General features: G+C 72.9%; 15 protein-coding genes. 6 read left to right on the forward strand and 9 right to left on the reverse strand.

What is annotated here, in order from left to right:
- Positions 1-39 precede the first annotated feature (39 nt).
- Together ACFVFH_RS22990 and ACFVFH_RS22995 are read right to left on the reverse strand one after the other, a co-directional pair.
- Positions 40-2460, reverse strand: a complete 2421-nt coding sequence (locus ACFVFH_RS22990; RefSeq protein WP_383771747.1) for an ABC transporter — start codon at positions 2458-2460, stop codon at positions 40-42.
- A 152-nt stretch (positions 2461-2612) separates the two neighbouring features.
- Positions 2613-4004, reverse strand: a complete 1392-nt coding sequence (locus ACFVFH_RS22995) for a polysaccharide pyruvyl transferase family protein (protein ID WP_383771749.1) — start codon at positions 4002-4004, stop codon at positions 2613-2615.
- 249 nt (positions 4005-4253) lie between these two features.
- Here ACFVFH_RS22995 and ACFVFH_RS23000 point away from each other — a divergent pair, with 249 nt between their 5' ends.
- Both ACFVFH_RS23000 and ACFVFH_RS23005 read left to right on the forward strand, forming a co-directional pair.
- The gene (locus tag ACFVFH_RS23000; RefSeq protein WP_383771751.1) at positions 4254-5333 is read left to right on the forward strand and encodes a hypothetical protein; all 1080 of its coding nucleotides are present in this window, start codon (positions 4254-4256) and stop codon (positions 5331-5333) included.
- Positions 5334-5345: 12 nt separating this feature from the next.
- Positions 5346-5831 (forward strand): hypothetical protein, encoded by a 486-nt coding sequence (locus tag ACFVFH_RS23005; protein WP_383771753.1) that lies wholly within the window; start codon positions 5346-5348, stop codon positions 5829-5831.
- 12 nt (positions 5832-5843) lie between these two features.
- Here ACFVFH_RS23005 and ACFVFH_RS23010 read toward each other — a convergent pair whose 3' ends face one another.
- On the reverse strand, positions 5844-6059 hold the full coding sequence (locus tag ACFVFH_RS23010; RefSeq protein WP_383771755.1) for a dodecin: 216 nt from the start codon (positions 6057-6059) through the stop codon (positions 5844-5846).
- 202 nt (positions 6060-6261) lie between these two features.
- Here ACFVFH_RS23010 and ACFVFH_RS23015 point away from each other — a divergent pair, with 202 nt between their 5' ends.
- The 3 genes from ACFVFH_RS23015 (at position 6262) to ACFVFH_RS23025 (ending at position 9378) form a co-directional block, all read left to right on the forward strand.
- Positions 6262-7518 (forward strand): extracellular solute-binding protein, encoded by a 1257-nt coding sequence (locus tag ACFVFH_RS23015; RefSeq protein WP_383771757.1) that lies wholly within the window; start codon positions 6262-6264, stop codon positions 7516-7518.
- A 193-nt stretch (positions 7519-7711) separates the two neighbouring features.
- Positions 7712-8527: a GNAT family N-acetyltransferase gene (locus ACFVFH_RS23020; protein WP_383771759.1), complete on the forward strand. Its 816-nt coding sequence runs from the start codon at positions 7712-7714 to the stop codon at positions 8525-8527.
- Entirely contained in the window at positions 8524-9378 is an 855-nt protein-coding gene (locus ACFVFH_RS23025; protein ID WP_383771761.1) for a lysophospholipid acyltransferase family protein, read from the forward strand. Before ACFVFH_RS23020 ends, ACFVFH_RS23025 begins: the two co-directional genes overlap by 4 nt.
- On the opposite strand, the gene egtD is transcribed toward ACFVFH_RS23025, so the two are convergent.
- From egtD to egtA, 4 genes are read right to left on the reverse strand one after another with little or no spacing between them, the layout of a single operon-like run.
- On the reverse strand, positions 9321-10283 hold the full coding sequence (gene egtD, locus ACFVFH_RS23030) for an L-histidine N(alpha)-methyltransferase (protein ID WP_383771763.1): 963 nt from the start codon (positions 10281-10283) through the stop codon (positions 9321-9323). The genes ACFVFH_RS23025 and egtD overlap by 58 nt on opposite strands.
- Positions 10280-11035 (reverse strand): ergothioneine biosynthesis protein EgtC, encoded by a 756-nt coding sequence (gene egtC, locus ACFVFH_RS23035; protein WP_383771765.1) that lies wholly within the window; start codon positions 11033-11035, stop codon positions 10280-10282. Before egtC ends, egtD begins: the two co-directional genes overlap by 4 nt.
- A complete protein-coding gene (gene egtB, locus ACFVFH_RS23040; protein WP_383771767.1) occupies positions 11035-12378 on the reverse strand; it encodes an ergothioneine biosynthesis protein EgtB in 1344 nt (447 codons plus the stop codon). The genes egtC and egtB overlap by 1 nt, the downstream gene beginning before the upstream one ends.
- Positions 12375-13694: an ergothioneine biosynthesis glutamate--cysteine ligase EgtA gene (egtA, locus tag ACFVFH_RS23045; protein WP_383771768.1), complete on the reverse strand. Its 1320-nt coding sequence runs from the start codon at positions 13692-13694 to the stop codon at positions 12375-12377. The genes egtB and egtA overlap by 4 nt, the downstream gene beginning before the upstream one ends.
- A gap of 148 nt (positions 13695-13842) precedes the next feature.
- Here egtA and ACFVFH_RS23050 point away from each other — a divergent pair, with 148 nt between their 5' ends.
- On the forward strand, positions 13843-14712 hold the full coding sequence (locus ACFVFH_RS23050; RefSeq protein WP_383771770.1) for a TIGR02452 family protein: 870 nt from the start codon (positions 13843-13845) through the stop codon (positions 14710-14712).
- On the opposite strand, the gene ACFVFH_RS23055 is transcribed toward ACFVFH_RS23050, so the two are convergent.
- Both ACFVFH_RS23055 and ACFVFH_RS23060 read right to left on the reverse strand, forming a co-directional pair.
- The gene (locus ACFVFH_RS23055) at positions 14697-15164 is read right to left on the reverse strand and encodes a type II toxin-antitoxin system PemK/MazF family toxin (RefSeq protein WP_383771772.1); all 468 of its coding nucleotides are present in this window, start codon (positions 15162-15164) and stop codon (positions 14697-14699) included. The two genes, ACFVFH_RS23050 and ACFVFH_RS23055, sit on opposite strands and share 16 nt — an antisense overlap.
- 90 nt (positions 15165-15254) lie before the next feature.
- On the reverse strand, positions 15255-15425 hold the full coding sequence (locus ACFVFH_RS23060) for a hypothetical protein (protein WP_383771774.1): 171 nt from the start codon (positions 15423-15425) through the stop codon (positions 15255-15257).
- Positions 15426-15437: the final 12 nt, after the last annotated feature.

Consider the following 15437-nt stretch of genomic DNA (forward strand, 5'->3'; position numbering starts at 1 on the left):
ACTCGCGCTGTTTCCCGGAGAGTTGGGCAGGCAGGACCGTCAGGACCGGTGCAGGGCCGCGGCGAGGTACGGCGCCGTACGGCTGCCCGCCGCGCGGGCCACCTCGGCGGGTGTTCCCGTCGCCATGATCCGGCCGCCCCGGTCACCGCCGCCGGGCCCGAGGTCGATCACCCAGTCGGCGCCCGCCACCACCGCCATGTCGTGCTCCACGACCACCACCGTGCTGCCCGTGTCGACGAGGCCGTGCAACTGCCGCATCAGCACCTCGACATCGGCGGGGTGCAGCCCCGTCGTCGGTTCGTCCAGCAGATACAGGGTGTGGCCCCGGCGGGTGCGCTGGAGTTCGGCGGCCAGCTTGATCCGCTGGGCCTCGCCGCCCGAGAGCTCCGTCGCGGGCTGTCCGAGCCTCAGATAGCCCAGCCCGACGTCGAGCAGGGTCCGCAGGCTGCGTTCGGCGGCCGGGGTGTCCGCGAAGAATCCGGCCGCCGACTCCACCGTCAGATCCAGCACCTGCGCGATGTCCAGGCCGCGCAGCGTGACTTCGAGCGTCCGCGGGTTGTACCGCGCGCCGTGGCAGTCCGGGCAGGGGGCGTACGTACTGGGCAGGAAGAGCAGCTCCACGGAGACGAACCCCTCGCCCTGGCAGGTCTCGCACCGCCCGCCCGCCACGTTGAAGGAGAACCGCCCGGCCTTGTACCCGCGCTCCCTGGCCGTCTCCGTGGCGGCGAACAGCTTCCGTACGACGTCGAAGAGTCCGGTGTAGGTGGCGAGGTTGGACCGGGGGGTGCGGCCGATCGGGCGCTGGTCGACCTGCACGAGACGGTCCACCGCCGCCAGCCCCCGCGCCGACGCGCACCAGGCGGCCGACGGCTCGGCGGCCGGGTCCGCGGGGGCGGCCCGCCGGTCGGCGAGCACACCGGCCAGCACCTGACCGGCCAGCGTCGACTTCCCCGACCCCGAGACCCCGGTGACGGCCGTGAACACCCCGAGCGGGAAGGCGGCGTCCACGCCCCGCACATTGTGCCGGTCGACCCCGTCCAGCCGCAGCCACCCGGACGGCGTCCGCACCTCGCGCACCGGCGCGGGCCCCTCGTCGAAGAGGAAGCGCCGGGTGGCCGACTCCGTCACGCCCGCGAGCCCGGCCGGGGGCCCGCTGTGCAGCACCCGGCCCCCGTGTTCACCGGCCAGCGGCCCCACGTCCACCAGCCAGTCCGCCCGGCGCACCACATCCATCTGGTGCTCCACGACGAAGACCGAGTTCCCCGCCTCCTTCAGCCGCCCCAGCACTCCCAGCAGCGACTCGGTGTCCGCCGGATGGAGACCGGCCGACGGCTCGTCCAGCACATAGACCACCCCGAAGAGGCCCGAGCGCAGCTGGGTGGCGAGACGCAGCCGCTGCAATTCGCCGGAGGAGAGCGTCGGAGCCGTGCGGTCGAGGCTGAGATAGCCGAGCCCCAGCTCGGTGACCGTCTCGATCCTGGCGAGCAGATCCGCCGTCAGCACCCGCGCCGTCTCGCCGCCGCCCGCCGTGCGCAGCAGCTGGGCCAGCGAGGTCAGCGGAAGCGCGGCCAGCTCCGCGACGGTGTGGCCGGCGAAGGTGACGGCCAGCGCCTCCGGGCGCAGCCGGCTGCCGTGGCAGGCCGGGCACGGGGAGCTGGTGAGGAACCGTTCGGCCTTCGCCCGAAGGGTGCGGCTCCTGGAATCCGCGAAGGTGTGCATCACATAGCGGCGGGCGCTCATGTACGTGCCCTGGTAGGGGCGTTGGATGCGCCCCGCCTCCCGCACCGGATGGACCGTCACCACCGGCTGCTCGTCGGTGAACAGGATCCACTGCCGCTCCTCGGCGCCCAGTTCGCGCCAGGGCCGGTCGATGTCGTGACCCAGCGCGTCCAGCACATCGCGCAGGTTCTTGCCCTGCCAGGCCCCCGGCCAGGCGGCGATCGCCCCGTCCCGGATCGACAGCGAGGGGTCGGGGACCAGCAGCTCCTCGGTGGTGCGGTGGACGAGGCCGAGCCCGTGGCACCGCGGGCACGCCCCGGCGGCGGTGTTCGGCGAGAAGGCGTCGGAGTCCAGCCGCTGCGCACCGGCCGGATACTCACCGGCCCGCGAGAACAGCATCCGCAGGAAGTTGGAGAGGGTGGTGACCGTCCCGACGGAGGAGCGGGCGCCGGGCGCCGAGCGGCGCTGCTCCAGGGAGACGGCGGGCGGCAGCCCGGTGACCTCGCCGACCTCGGGCGCGCCGACCTGGTGGATCAGTCTGCGGGCGTAGGGGGCGACGGACTCGAAGTAGCGGCGCTGGGCCTCGGCGTAGATCGTCCCGAACGCCAGGGAGGACTTCCCGGAGCCGGAGACGCCGGTGAAGACGGTCAGGGTGTCGCGCGGGATGTCGACCGAGACGTCCTGGAGGTTGTGCTCACGGGCGCCGCGCACCCGGACGTACGGATCGTGGGGGGTGGACATGCGGGCGGGACTCCGTACGGATCGGGGCAGGCCGTCGGCCGGGGACAAACACTCCGATTCTAGGCACGGGTACGGCGCACAGCGCCCGGTCCACGACGGCCGGAGGCCGGTCCCGGCGGACCGGCCCTTGTCGGCTCAGCGCGGGCGCGGGGTCACCGGGAGGGGCGCAGCGCCCGCTTGATGGGCCGTCCCACGACACTGCGGGCACGCTGGTACGTGGAACGCTGGGCGGGCAGCGAGGCGCTCTTGAGGAGCTTCCGCCTGAGCTGGGCGTTCTCGGTGGTGAGCTCGGCCAGCCGGGTCTGGAGCCAGTTGAGCCGCGGGGCCATCGCGGCGGCGTCGGCGCCGACCCAGGGGCGGACGCCCGGAGGGAAGGCCAGCTTGCTCATCCGGGTCTCGAAGGCCGCGCCGCCGTCTCCGTGGGCGAAGGTGTTCTCCAGGCCGTTCTTGTCGAGGAAGTTCATGAACCGGTCGAACCGCTCCTGGTGACCGCGCATCAGCGGCCCGAAGTCCGCCGAGGCGTAGAGATCGGCGGGGTCGAGGTCGGCCGGGACCTTGGTGAGCATCCGGTGGGGGATGTCGAAGTAACGGCACAGCTCCAGCGTCCGGGAGTCGCCGCAGAGCACGGTGGCCGGGGTCCCGGCCAGCAGCGCCGCGATGTTGCCGTGGATCCGGGAGCCGAAGGAGAAGTCGAAGCCCCGCAGGTCGGCCATCCAGGTGACCGGGTCGATGTAGACCCGGACCTTGTCCTCCCCGTACATGGGGTGGTCGGGGTGGGTGGGGATGTCGGTCACCGCGGCGTTCTGGTGCGACAGGTCGCGCCAGTGCAGCTGACGGGCGTCGGAGAGGTTCTGGCCGATGAAGCGGAGGTGCGGGTAGCGCGCGTGGGTGCGGTCGATGATCTGCCCGAGCTTGTGCTTGCGCACCGCGTCGTGCGATCCGTTGACGGCGATGCGCGACGAGGGGCCGAGCGTCCGGCCGTCCTCCCTGATGACGAGTCTGCTGCCGTGCAGGAACATCGAGGGGCAGCCGATGACCTCCACGTCCCGGAACCCCATGTCCCGGAGGTACCGCTCGGTGAACTCCCCGCGCACCCCGATGGAGGCGCTGCGGTCGAGCACGGCGGAGACGAAGGCGTAGACCGAGGGCTGCATCGGCTTCAGCCGGTCCGCGGAGTAGTTGACGCCGGTCTGGGCGCCGACGCCGGGGACGACCACCGGGATCTTCAGCTTCGAGATGAGCTGGGTCAGCCGCTTCAACTGCGGCTCGAAGGACGGCCGGAAGGCGTTGGCGAGCGGGATGACGAAGACGTCGTACTCGCTGTTGATGCGGTCCGCGTCGGCGACCTTGGTGGTGATGCCGTTGGACACCACCTGAGAACGTGGCGTCTCAAGGATCTTGTGAGCGGCGTCGCTGAAGATCAGGTTGCCCGAGTTGGTGGCGAACACGTCTTCGTGGAGGGCCCGCTCGACAGGGACGACGTCGTAGGGGCTCTTGCCTGAACGCAGGAGTATTCGCTTCACATGGTTAACGTTGGATGCCACAAACCTGAATATAGCTTTGCGAACGCTTTGGATTCCATGCACATCCTGTACAACCTTTTGCGATCTTCGCGGAACGCAAGCATCCGATCACCCCTCCGCGCGCGCGGCCGGGCGTGCGCGCGGTAGTCAACGGGTGCCGGGCGCGTGCCCCGCGACCGCCCCCGTATGCGCCCTTGAACGCCGTACGGCCCGGCCCGTACGCTGCCTCGGGCGCGCGGGCGCGCCGACCGGGGAGGTGGAAGCACCGTCATGGCCGAGTCACTGTCGCAGGACGAGGTCCTCGAAGCGGTCGCCCGGCACATCGGCCGCCCGGGGCAGGGGCCGCGGCTGCGCCGGACCGGCGCCGACATCACCCGGCTGCCGATGCTCGACCTGCGCGTCGTCCGCAGCGTGGAGACCCGCACCACCCGCGCGGAGACCAGGCCCGGCCGGTACGACATCTCGGGACTGCCGACCTTCGAGGGGAAGCTGCGCGACCATCCGGTCGAGCCGCCCAGGAACCCGGCCCGGTCGGGGCGGCTGGAGCTGGTGCTCAGCGGCTCGGCGCGGACGGTGGACTGCGGGTGCGACGAGGGGCGGCAGCCGTGTGCGCGCTGCCGGGCCAGGGGGACACTGGACTGCGACATCGGCCCGTCGTGTCCCGTCTGCAAAGGTGTGGAACCGTGCACCTGGTGCGACGGCACGGGCGAACGCCGCAAGGACCGTGCGACGTCCGGACCGGCCGGGGAGAAGGGGCCCTCCGGGCGGACCACCTGTCTGAAGTGCCGCAGAGCGCGTACCGCCTGTCCGCAGTGCCGGGGCCGGGGCACCGAGCAGTGCCGGCGGTGCGAGGACACCGGTTTCAGGGTCTGCCCGGTCTGCGCGGGCGAGCGGTCCACGAAGCACGCCCCGTGCGACGGAACGGGTCTGATCACCCGGTGGACGGCCGGATCGGTGGGCCACGCCCCGGAGCGCAGCACCACCAGACTTCCCGACCCGGCGCCGCCGCTGCGGGTCCGGCAGCAGGCCGGACGCACCGGCGCGTGGCAGCGGGCCACGCTGACCCGCGCCGGGGAACCGCTCCCCGACGCCCTGGACCCCGCGCATGTGAAGGCCGTCGCGTCGGCGCTGGAATCCCGGCCCGGCGAGGTGGCCAGACAAGTCGACATCGGCTGGCTGCCCCTGGTGTCGGTCGCGATGACGGACGACCCCGACCACGTCTTCTACGTCTTCCCCGGCTCCGGCGGACTGGAGGTGCTTCCCGTCTGGTCGAGGCGCCGGTCGCTGCGGGCCGCCGCGGTGGTGGCCGCAGTGGTCGTACTGCTGCTTCTGGTGGCCGCGCTGGTCTGATGTGATGGGGGAGTGAAGAGCGACCACCGGCCCCTGGCCGTATTCGACTTGGACGGCACGCTGGCGGACAGCGGCCACCGGCAGCATCACCTGGAGGGGCGGCGCGACTGGAACGCGTTCTTCGCCGCGGCCGTCGACGACCCGCCGCTCCCCGAGGGCGTGCGGCTGGCGCTGAGCAGCGCCGAGCAGTGCGAGGTCAGGTATCTCACCGGACGGCCCGAACGGTGCCGCCGGGACACCGTCGCCTGGCTCGCGGAACACGGACTGCCCGAGGGGCGGGTGTACATGCGCCGCGACGACGACCGCAGGCCGGCCCGGCACACCAAGCTGGAGATCCTGCGGAGGCTGGGCCGTGAGCGCGAGGTACGGATGCTGGTCGACGACGACGAACTTGTCTGCGACGCGGCCGAGCAGGCGGGTTTCGCCGTGGTGCGGGCCCGTTGGGCGAAGGCTTCGCAGGCGCTGCGGGACGCGCAGGAGCGCGAGGGCCGCACCTGAGACCCGGCCGGATCAGCCGGTCTCGTCGAGCCGGAACCCCACCTTCAGGCCCACCTGGTAGTGCTCGATCCGGCCGTCCTTGATCTCGCCACGTACCTGGACAATCTCGAACCAGTCGAGATTGTGCAACGTTTCCGAAGCTCTTGCGACGCCCCTGCGGATGGCGTCGTCGACCCCTTCGTGGGAGGTTCCGACGATTTCGGTGACCCTATAGGTGTGATTTGACATCTTATGTCTCCTCTCGTCCCTACCACGGTGCCCCACCCGGCCCGAGTCCGCGAGAGGTCGGCGTGCAGAATGTGCGGTGAACGGACCTTGACCAAATCATTGGTCCATACCAAAATCCAGCCACGCCCGTGCGAGCGCCGCCCGCAGTCCCCCACACCGGGTCCCTGAATACACTCGTGCCGTTTCGCAGAAGGTGAACCTGGTGAAGAACCGCGTACTCGTCGGAGCCGTCGCGCTCGTTTCCGCTTTTGCGCTGGGCGGATGCGGAATGGGGTCGGGCTCGGATGCAGCGAGCAGCAAGAAGGTCACGATCTGGCTGATGAAGGACAGCGTCTCCGCCGATTTCCTGAAGCGGTTCACCAAGGCTTATCAGGACGAGCACCCCTCCATCGAGCTGGAGTTCAAGTTCCAGAGCTGGAGCGGAATCGGCCCGAAGGTCATCGGCGCCCTCAAGGGCAAGGACACCCCCGATGTCATCGAGGTCGGCAACACCCAGGTCGCGCAGTACGCGGAGAGCGGCGGCCTGCGGGATCTCACCCTGGAGTCCGTGCGTGACCTCGGCAGCGAGGAATGGCTGCCGGGCCTCGCCGACCCGGGCAGCATCGACGGCATGCAGTACGGCATTCCCTGGTACGCGGCCAATCGAGTGGTGATCTACAACAAGGAGCTCTTCGCGCGGGCGGGCATCAAGAATCCGCCGAAGACCCGGGACGAGTGGATCGCCGACAGCCAACTCCTGAACCGGAACGGCAATCAGGGCATCTATCTCGCGGGCCAGAACTGGTACGTCCTCGCCGGATTCATCTGGGACGAGGGCGGGGAACTGGCCGAGGAGAAGGGCGGCGAGTGGGAAGGCGCCCTGGACAGCCCCGCCGCGATCCGGGGGATGGACTTCTACAAGCAACTCCAGGGACTCGGGGACGGCCCCAAGAACGCGGACGAGGAAAAGCCCCCGCAGGCCGATGTGTTCGCCGAGGGGAATGTCGCACAGATCATCTCGGTGCCCGGCAGCGTCGCGCAGATCGAGAAGAAGAATCCCGAACTCAAGGGAAAACTGGGCTACTTCCCGATCCCCGGCAAGACGGCGAAGGAGCCCGGGGCCGTCTTCACCGGAGGCTCCGACCTGATCGTTCCGGCCGGGGCGGACCGGCGTGCCGACGGCATCGAGGTGGTCAAGGCGCTCGCGGGGCGGAAGTGGCAGGAGGAGCTGGCCAGGACCATGAGCTACGTGCCCAACAAGCCCGGCCTCGCCAAGGTCATCGTGGGCCAGGAGGGCACCGCGGCGATGGCCCGTGGTGCCACGCAGGGCCGGGCCACGCCCAACTCGCCGCAGTGGGCGGACGTCGAGGCCGACAACCCGATCAAGCCGTACATGACGGCGGTGCTCGAAGGCGGTGACCCGGTCGCCGAGGCGAAGTCCGCCTCGGAGAAGATCACCTCCAAGCTCGCCGGCGGCTGATCCGCACGAGCCCCGTCCGGCCGCCGGACGGGGGCTCTCGCCGGCCACCCCCGGGATTCAGCCTTCGCACATGTCGGCGCTCCCGGGCGGTCATGTCGAATCCAGCCGGTCGCGGAAGAAGTAAGGGGCCGGGCCTTCGCACACGGTGCGGGGCCCGGCGGCCGCCCTTGCCGATCCGTCCCCGGAGATTGTCATGAACGCGCTGCCCACTGCTCCTCTCCCCGCCGCCCCCGTCGTCCCCGCGCAGCCCGTCGTCCCCGCCACCCCCGCCGCCCCGCGCTACCGGGTGTCCCTCGCCGCCGACCAGGACGAGGTCCGTGCCGCCCAGCGGCTGCGCCATCTGGTCTTCGCCGGTGAGTTCGGCGCCCGTATGGAGGGCCCCGAACCCGGCCTGGACAGCGATGCGTTCGACGCGTACTGCGACCATCTGCTGGTCCGGGAGGAGACCACCGGTGACATCGTCGCCACCTACCGGTTGCTGCCCCCCGACCGGGCCCGCGTCGCCGGGCGCCTCTACGCGGAGAGCGAGTTCGACCTCCGTCGGCTCGGCCCGATCCGTGACGACCTGGTCGAGGTCGGCCGCTCCTGCGTCCACCCCGCCCACCGGGACGGCGCCGTCATCGCGCTGATCTGGGCCGGACTCGCCCGCTACATGGAACGCACCGGTCACAACTGGCTGGCCGGCTGCTGCTCGATCCCCCTCGGCGACGGAGGCACCGCCGCGGCCGGGGCATGGGAGACCGTACGGACCAAGTACCTGGCCCCCGAGGAGCAGTGGGTCACCCCCCACCGCCTCTGGCAGCACACCGGGGCAGGGACCCCGGTGCCCACCGGCCTCTCCACGCTTCCCCCGCTGCTCCGGGGCTATCTGCGCCTCGGCGCCCGGGTCTGCGGGGCGCCCGCCCACGACCCCGACTTCAACGTCGCCGACCTGTACGTACTGCTGTCGCTGCGCCGCACCGACCCGCGCTACCTGCGCCACTTCCTCTCCCTGGCCCCGCTGCGATGAACCCCTGGCTGCCCACCGCGCCCTGCACCCCGCGCACCTGCGCCGGCCACGAGGGCCGGGTGCGCGGCCGGCCGGCCGCCGCGGCCCTGCTGCTCGCGGGGTGCGCCTGCGTCCTGGCCGGTGCGCTCGGTGCTCCGTTCCTGGCGCTGCTCGGCGCGGCCCGGCGGGAGCGGCTGATCCGGCGCTGGGCCCGCGGCGTCGTGCGCGCCTTCGGGGTGCGGGTACGGATCGTCGGCACGTCCGGCGTGCCGGACAAGGCCCCCGGGTCGCCCGGCCCGCTCGTCGTCGCCAACCACATCTCCTGGCTCGACGTCCCGCTCGTCGCGGCCGTCCTTCCCGGCCGGATGCTGGCCAAGAGCGAGATCCGCCGCTGGCCGCTGCTCGGCCCGCTCGCCGCACGGGGCGGCACGCTCTTCGTCGAGCGCGACCGCCTGCGCGCGCTGCCCGCGACCGTACGGACCGTCGCGGCGGCGCTGCGCGGCGGCTCACGCGTGGTGGTCTTCCCGGAGGGCACCACCTGGTGCGGACGCGGCCCCGGCGGCCGGTTCGGCCCCGCCGCCTTCCAGGCCGCGATCGACGCGCACGCCCCGGTCGTCCCGGTACGCATCACCTACCGCGCCGCCCCGGCGGAGCACGCCGCCCCGGCCGGGGCGGCCGCGTTCGTCGGCGACGACCCGCTCATCGCCTCGCTGTGGCGGGTGGTGACGGCGGCGGGCCTGACCGCCGAGATCCGCGTCCTGCCCCCGATCCCGGCGGACGGCCCGCCGGACCGCCGCGCCCTGGCCCGCCGCGCTCAGACCGCCGTCGCCAACGACAGCGCGAACCGGCCGCCGGAATCCGTCCACCACTGATCCAGCCGCAGACCGGCCGCGTCCAGTTCCGCCCGGACCCCCTCCTGGCGGAACTTGGCCGACACCTCCGTGCGCATCTCCTCACCGGCCTCGAAACCCACCAGCAGATCCAGGGCCGGGACCTTCACGGTGTGCGCCCGGCGGGCCCGCAGCCGCATCTCGATCCATGCGCGCTCCGGGTCCCAGAGCGCGACGTGGTCGAAGGCGGCCGGTTCGAAGTCCGCGCCCAGCTCCCGGTTCACGACCCTCAGCACGTTCCGGTTGAACTCGGCGGTCACCCCCGCCGCGTCGTCGTACGCGGCGACCAGCACCCCCTCCTCCTTCACCAGATCGGTGCCGAGCAGCAGCGCGTCGCCCGGCGAGAGCAGCGACCGTACGGACTTCAGGAACGCCGCCCGCCCCTCGGGCAGCAGATTGCCGATCGTGCCGCCCAGGAACGCGATCAGCCGGGGCCCCGGCGTGCCCGGCAGCGCCAGCCCGCCCGTGAAATCGGCGATCAGGGCGTGTACGGAGAGCTCGGGCCGCTGCGCGAGCAGAGCCTGAGCCGCACCGCGCAACGCGCTCTCGCTCACATCGACCGGGACATAGCTGTGCAGCGCGGGCAGCGCGTCCAGCAGGTGCCGGGTCTTCTCGGACGAACCGGAGCCCAGCTCGATCAGGGTCCGGGCCCCGGACACCCGGGCGATCTCGTCCGCGCGGTCGATCAGGATCTCCCGCTCGGCACGGGTCGGGTAGTACTCGGGCAGCCGGGTGATCTCCTCGAACAGCTCGCTGCCGCGCGCGTCGTAGAACCACTTGGGCGGCAGCGTCTTCGGATGCCGGGTCAGACCGTGCAGGACATCGGCGCGCAGCGCCGCGTCCGTCGCGTCCTCCGGCAGGGTACGGGTCAGCAGGAAGGGACTCACTCGGCGGGCTCCTTGAGCGGGGTCAGCAGAACGTCGGCGCGGGTCGCCGTCAGCAAAGTGCGGTCGGGGACCGTGCGCCAGCGCGGATCGTCGTCGTACGGCTCCGAGGCCACGACCGTGCGCACGCCCGGTTCGGCCAGGAAGGACAGGGTGTCGCCCCAGGCCGTCGCGGTGATCGTCGAGCCGTCGGTCAGCAGCAGGTTCAGCCGGGACCCCGGCGCCGCGGCCGCCACATCGAGCACGGTGTCGGCGACGGCCTGCGGGAGCGCGTCGCCGTCGGCCAGCCGGTGCCGTACGAGGGCCCAGAGGAGCGCCGAGTCGCAGCGCGCCGTGAGACCGAGCAACTCGGCCGCCGGCAGCGCCGCCGCGAGCGGCGCCACCGAGTGCGGCCAGCCCCTCACCGCCCCGTTGTGGCTGAACAGCAGCGGCCCGGCGGCGAACGGCGCGGCCGCCGCCTCCCCGTCGGCGCCCGCCTCGGTGGCGTCCCGGACGGCGGCGAGCAGCGCCGTGCTGCGCACCACCCTGGCCAGGTCGGCGAACGTCTCGTCGCCCCAGACCGGGCCGCGGCGCCGGTAGCGTCCGGGCACCCGGTCGCCCCGCGCATACCAGCCGACGCCGAAACCGTCCGCGTTGACGGTCCCGTACCGCTGGTGCCGGGGTGCCCAGGACTGGCGCACCAGGGAGTGCGGCGGCTGTGTCAGCAGCTCGCCGAGCGCCACCGACGGCCCCAGATAAGCGATATGACGGCACATCAGGCATCCCTCGCGGTGCGGAACCCGGAGAAGATCTGGCGCCGCACCGGCAGGTCCCAGTTGCGGAACGTCCCCCGGCAGGCCACCGGGTCCACGGCGAACGAGCCGCCGCGCAGCACCTTGTGGGCCGGGCCGAAGAACACCTCGGAGTACTCGCGGTACGGGAACGCCGAGAAGCCGGGATAGGGAAGGAAGTCGCTCGACGTCCACTCCCACACGTCGCCGATCAACTGCCGTGCGCCACAAGGGGACGCGCCCTGCGCGTACGCTCCCGCGGGGGCGGGGCGCAGATGGCGCTGGCCCAGGTTGGCCAGCTCGGGCGACGGGTCCGCGTCGCCCCAGGGGTAGCGCCGGGAACGTCCCGAGACCGGGTCGTGGCGCGCCGCCTTCTCCCACTCCGCCTCCGTGGGCAGCCGGCGCCCCGCCCAGCGGGCGAACGCGTCCGCCTCGTACCAGCTGACATGGAGCACCGGTTCACCGGCCGGCACCACCTCGGTGATACCGAACCGGCGGCGCAGCCACTGACCGGCGTCCCGGTGCCAGAACAGGGGAGCGGTCAGTTCCCGCTCCCGGACCGTCGCCCACCCCTCGGGCGCCCACCAGCGCCGCTCGGTGTAGCCGCCGTCCTCGATGAACTCCTGGTACGCGCCGCAGGTGACCGGCGTCGTGTCGATGCGGAAGTCCGGGACGTCGCGCACGTGGGCCGGGCGTTCGTTGTCCAGGGCCCAGGGCTCGGTGGACGTCCCCATGGTGAACGGGCCGCCGGGGACCAGGACGTCGTCCGGAAGGGCCGCCGCGTCGACGGCGGCGGGCGGCACGGGCGCGGTCAGCACGGCCGGTCCCGTCCGGAGCTGATGGGTGATCAGCATGGTTTCGTCGTGCTGCTGTTCGTGCTGGGCGATCATGCCGAAGGCGAACCCGGACCGCACCAGGGGGCGGCCGCCCTCCAGCGCGGCGCCGTCCAGGACGTCCAGGGCCCGGCCGCGCACCTCCGCGGCGTACGCCCGCGCCTCGGCGGGCGGCAGCAGGGGGAGCGAGGGACGGGCCGCCCGGGGGTGCTCGAAGGCGTCGTACAGCCCGTCGATCTCCGGGCGCATCGCCTCCCGCCCGGCCACCCCGCGCAACAGCCACAGCTCCTCCTGGTTGCCGATGTGCGCGAGGTCCCAGACCAGCGGGGACATCAACGGCGAGTGCTGGGCCGTCAGTTCGTCGTCGTCCACGCTGTCGGTGAGCAGCGCGGTGCGTTCCCGGGCGGTGAGCAGGGCGGCGAGGGCGCGCTGCCGCAGCGCCTCGACGGCCGCCCCGGGGGGCGAGGATCCGACGGGAGCGGGGGAGCCGGTCATGAGCGGGCCTCCTCGGAGTGATGGCCCGGACCACCGGGCGGAGCCGGAGCGAGCAGCCCGGGAAGGTCGTCGGCCGGACATCGGCCCCGGGCGACGAAGCGGTCGGTGAATCCGGCCACGGCGTCCTGTACGGCGTCCGAGGCCCCCAGCCGGGGCAGCGCCGTCAGGGCGGCCTCGAAGCAGACGGCGGCCGCCGCCCCCAGCTCGGGATCGGTCAGGCCGTCACGGGCGGCACGGACCCAGAGCGGATTGCGCGGCGCCGGATCCGCCCCGGCCGTCTCGGCCAGTGGTTTCACTGTGCGGTACACGGTCTCTGCGGCCTCCGGGTCGTCGAACAGGGCAGTGGTGACGGCGAGCGGCACCAGCCACCCGTCCGCACCGTGCTGGGCGTCGATCATGCGCAGCTCCAGATGACCGCGCGGGCGTACGGGCGGGAAGAGCGTGCTGATGTGGTAGTCGAGATCGGCGCGCACCGGTGGCCTGGGCGCTCCGGTGCGGATCCAGTCGCGAAACGTCAGCCCCCGGGGCACGGCCCACGGGCCCACGTCGTTCCGGATGCACATCACCGGGGTGTCCAGCACATGTGCGGTCCAGTCGTCGCGCGGCGGCAGACGGCCCGGCGGTGCCAGCGGCCGCCACGGGTCGAGTTCGGCCCACAGCGACTGCCGCGCCGACCGCCAGGGCGTCGGGCGGCCCAGCCGGAGCGGCGAGTTGGCGAACGCCGCCACCAGGACCGCGCCCAGCAGATGGCAGAGCTGCCAGCGCCGCCCGTAGCCGAGCGGACCGGGTTCCTCCTCTCCGGCGTCCAGGCAGACCTGGACGGACGCGGTGGTGCACATCATGGCGCGGCCGGCCGGCCCGGACCGGTCGAACGCGGTCTCCATGGCGTCGTAGCGCGGCTCGCGCAGCAGACGGCGCGGCGGGTGCCACGGGTCGACGCCGAGACCGACCGGTGCGAGCGCCACCCGGTCCAGGGCGTCGCGTACGGCGGTGAGATCGGCGGCGGTGGCCTCCACGCACGCCATCAGGGAGTCGGCGGGGCGCGAGCTGAGCTCCAGCTGGCCGCCGGGTTCGAAGGTGAGCGCCGCGCTCAGGGGCAGGGCCCGCAGAAGGCCGGCGGCGGCTTCGAGACGGTGGTGCGGTACGGGGACGCGGGGATGATCCCGGTCGTGGATGAGCCATTCGAGTTCCACACCCACCTTGCGGGGCGGCCCCGTCTTGAAGCAGATGCAGCGCAGTAAATCCTCGGCCTCGGCCTCGCCCAGGGGCGGGGGCTGGCCGGGCGGACCGTGGTCCCCGGGGGTGTCGCACGACATGCCGGGCCTCCTTCTCTCGGTGCCTCCCCACCACCCAAACCCGTACGGATGGATCGCACAAGAGCGCCCCCCGGGCGCGGAAATCCGGTTGCGCCGGTGGAACGGCAGCGTCGAGCATGCCCCGTATGCACCACACGGGGGAGTACCGATGAGCGCACGACTGCGTGGCATCGCGCGTGAGACCGAGGCCATCGTCGCGGCGGGCCGCTACCGCACGCCGGACGGGCGCGAGGTGAGCATCGGGCGCGCGCTGACCGCCGCACTCTCGGGAACCAGGCTGTACGGACCGGAGCCGGTGCCGGTCGCCGCACTGGACTGCGACCGGACCACGCGCGTCGAGGTCACCGGGGAGAGCAGCCTGACGGCGGCACGCCGGATGACCGGCGAGGGCCCCGGCAAGGTCGCCGTGCTGAGCTACGCCTCCGCCCGCAATCCCGGCGGCGGATACCTCAACGGCGCCCAGGCCCAGGAGGAGGCGCTGTGCCGGGGATCGGCCCTGTACGCCACCCTGCTGCGCGTCCCGGACTACTACGCCCACCACCGCGCCGAACGCAGCGCCTTCTACACCGACCGGGTGATCCACTCACCCGGAGTGCCGGTGTTCCGCGACGACCGGGGACGGCTGCTCGACACCCCCTGCACCGTGGGCTTCCTGACCTCCCCGGCGCCCAACGCCGGTGTCATCCGCGACCGCACCCCCGAGGAGGCCCACCGCATCCCCGCCGCGCTCGCGTCCCGGGCGGAGCGGGTGCTGGAGGTCGCGGCGGTGCGCGGGTACCGCAGGCTGGTGCTGGGCGCCTGGGGCTGCGGTGTGTTCCGCAACGATCCGGCTCTGGTGGCCGCGGTGTTCCGGGAGCTGCTGCTGGACGGCGGCAGGTTCGCCGGGCACTTCGAGCAGATCGTGTTCGGCATCCTCGACCGGGGCACCAGGCCCGTCACCCGCGCCGCCTTCGACCAGGTGTTCGGTGGCGAGGGGGCGCAGGACCCGGCCGGGCCGGGCCGCTACCTCCAGTCGTAGCGCTCCCGCAGCCGCCCGGCGACCAGCTCGAACCTGTCCCGGTCCAGCGCGCACGCCTCACGCCGCATCCCGTCCTCGTGCAGCCGCAGGACCCGGTCCAGATCGACCCACGACGGACGGCCGGAGCTGTCCCAGGGCCCGGCCCCGAGCGCCACCCACTCACGGTCCTGGTCGTGCTGCTTGCTGGAGAGCTGCACGGCGAGCAGGGTCCCCGCCGCCTCGCGGGCCACCACCAGGACCGGCCGGTCCTTGCCGCGCCCGTCGTTCTCCTCGAACGGCACCCACGTCCAGACGATCTCCCCGGGGTCCGGGTCGCCGTCCCGGTCGGGGGCGTACGAGGTGCGGACCGGCCCCACGTCGCGCGGGTCGGCCTCCGCGGTGGCGGTCGGGCCGGATCGGCCCGGGAAGTCCGCCGAGTTGTCGATGCTCTGTTCACGGTGCTGGATGGTCATCCCCACACCGTAGGACCTGTCCGCCCGATTCCGTGGAGCGGGGCCGGTGCCGCCCTGGACGGGGGCGCGCACCGGCCGCCCCCGGGCCGATCAGGAGGCCGGGCCGCCCTCCTGAGCCCCCGTCACCGCGATCCGCTCGCACGGCGGCGCCGGGGCGGCCGGTGCCACCCCGTTCACCTTGGGCGCGGGCTCCTCCGGACCGCCCCGGCTCATCGTCGCCAGCAACTGCCGGGCCAGCCCCAGGCCCCGGAGCGTACCCACGCACCACGGGTC

The sequence above is a fragment of the Streptomyces sp. NPDC057697 genome (genome assembly GCF_042799335.1).
Lineage (GTDB): Bacteria > Actinomycetota > Actinomycetes > Streptomycetales > Streptomycetaceae > Streptomyces.

Coding starts and splice junctions, on each gene's coding strand:
- ACFVFH_RS22990 (WP_383771747.1), bottom strand. CDS start 2,460: ATGTCCACCCCCCACGATCCGTACGTCCGGGTGCGCGGCGCCCGTGAG.
- ACFVFH_RS23000 (WP_383771751.1), top strand. CDS start 4,254: ATGGCCGAGTCACTGTCGCAGGACGAGGTCCTCGAAGCGGTCGCCCGG.
- ACFVFH_RS23010 (WP_383771755.1), bottom strand. CDS start 6,059: ATGTCAAATCACACCTATAGGGTCACCGAAATCGTCGGAACCTCCCAC.
- ACFVFH_RS23020 (WP_383771759.1), top strand. CDS start 7,712: ATGAACGCGCTGCCCACTGCTCCTCTCCCCGCCGCCCCCGTCGTCCCC.
- ACFVFH_RS23025 (WP_383771761.1), top strand. CDS start 8,524: ATGAACCCCTGGCTGCCCACCGCGCCCTGCACCCCGCGCACCTGCGCC.
- egtC (WP_383771765.1), bottom strand. CDS start 11,035: ATGTGCCGTCATATCGCTTATCTGGGGCCGTCGGTGGCGCTCGGCGAG.
- egtB (WP_383771767.1), bottom strand. CDS start 12,378: ATGACCGGCTCCCCCGCTCCCGTCGGATCCTCGCCCCCCGGGGCGGCC.
- egtA (WP_383771768.1), bottom strand. CDS start 13,694: ATGTCGTGCGACACCCCCGGGGACCACGGTCCGCCCGGCCAGCCCCCG.
- ACFVFH_RS23050 (WP_383771770.1), top strand. CDS start 13,843: ATGAGCGCACGACTGCGTGGCATCGCGCGTGAGACCGAGGCCATCGTC.
- ACFVFH_RS23055 (WP_383771772.1), bottom strand. CDS start 15,164: ATGACCATCCAGCACCGTGAACAGAGCATCGACAACTCGGCGGACTTC.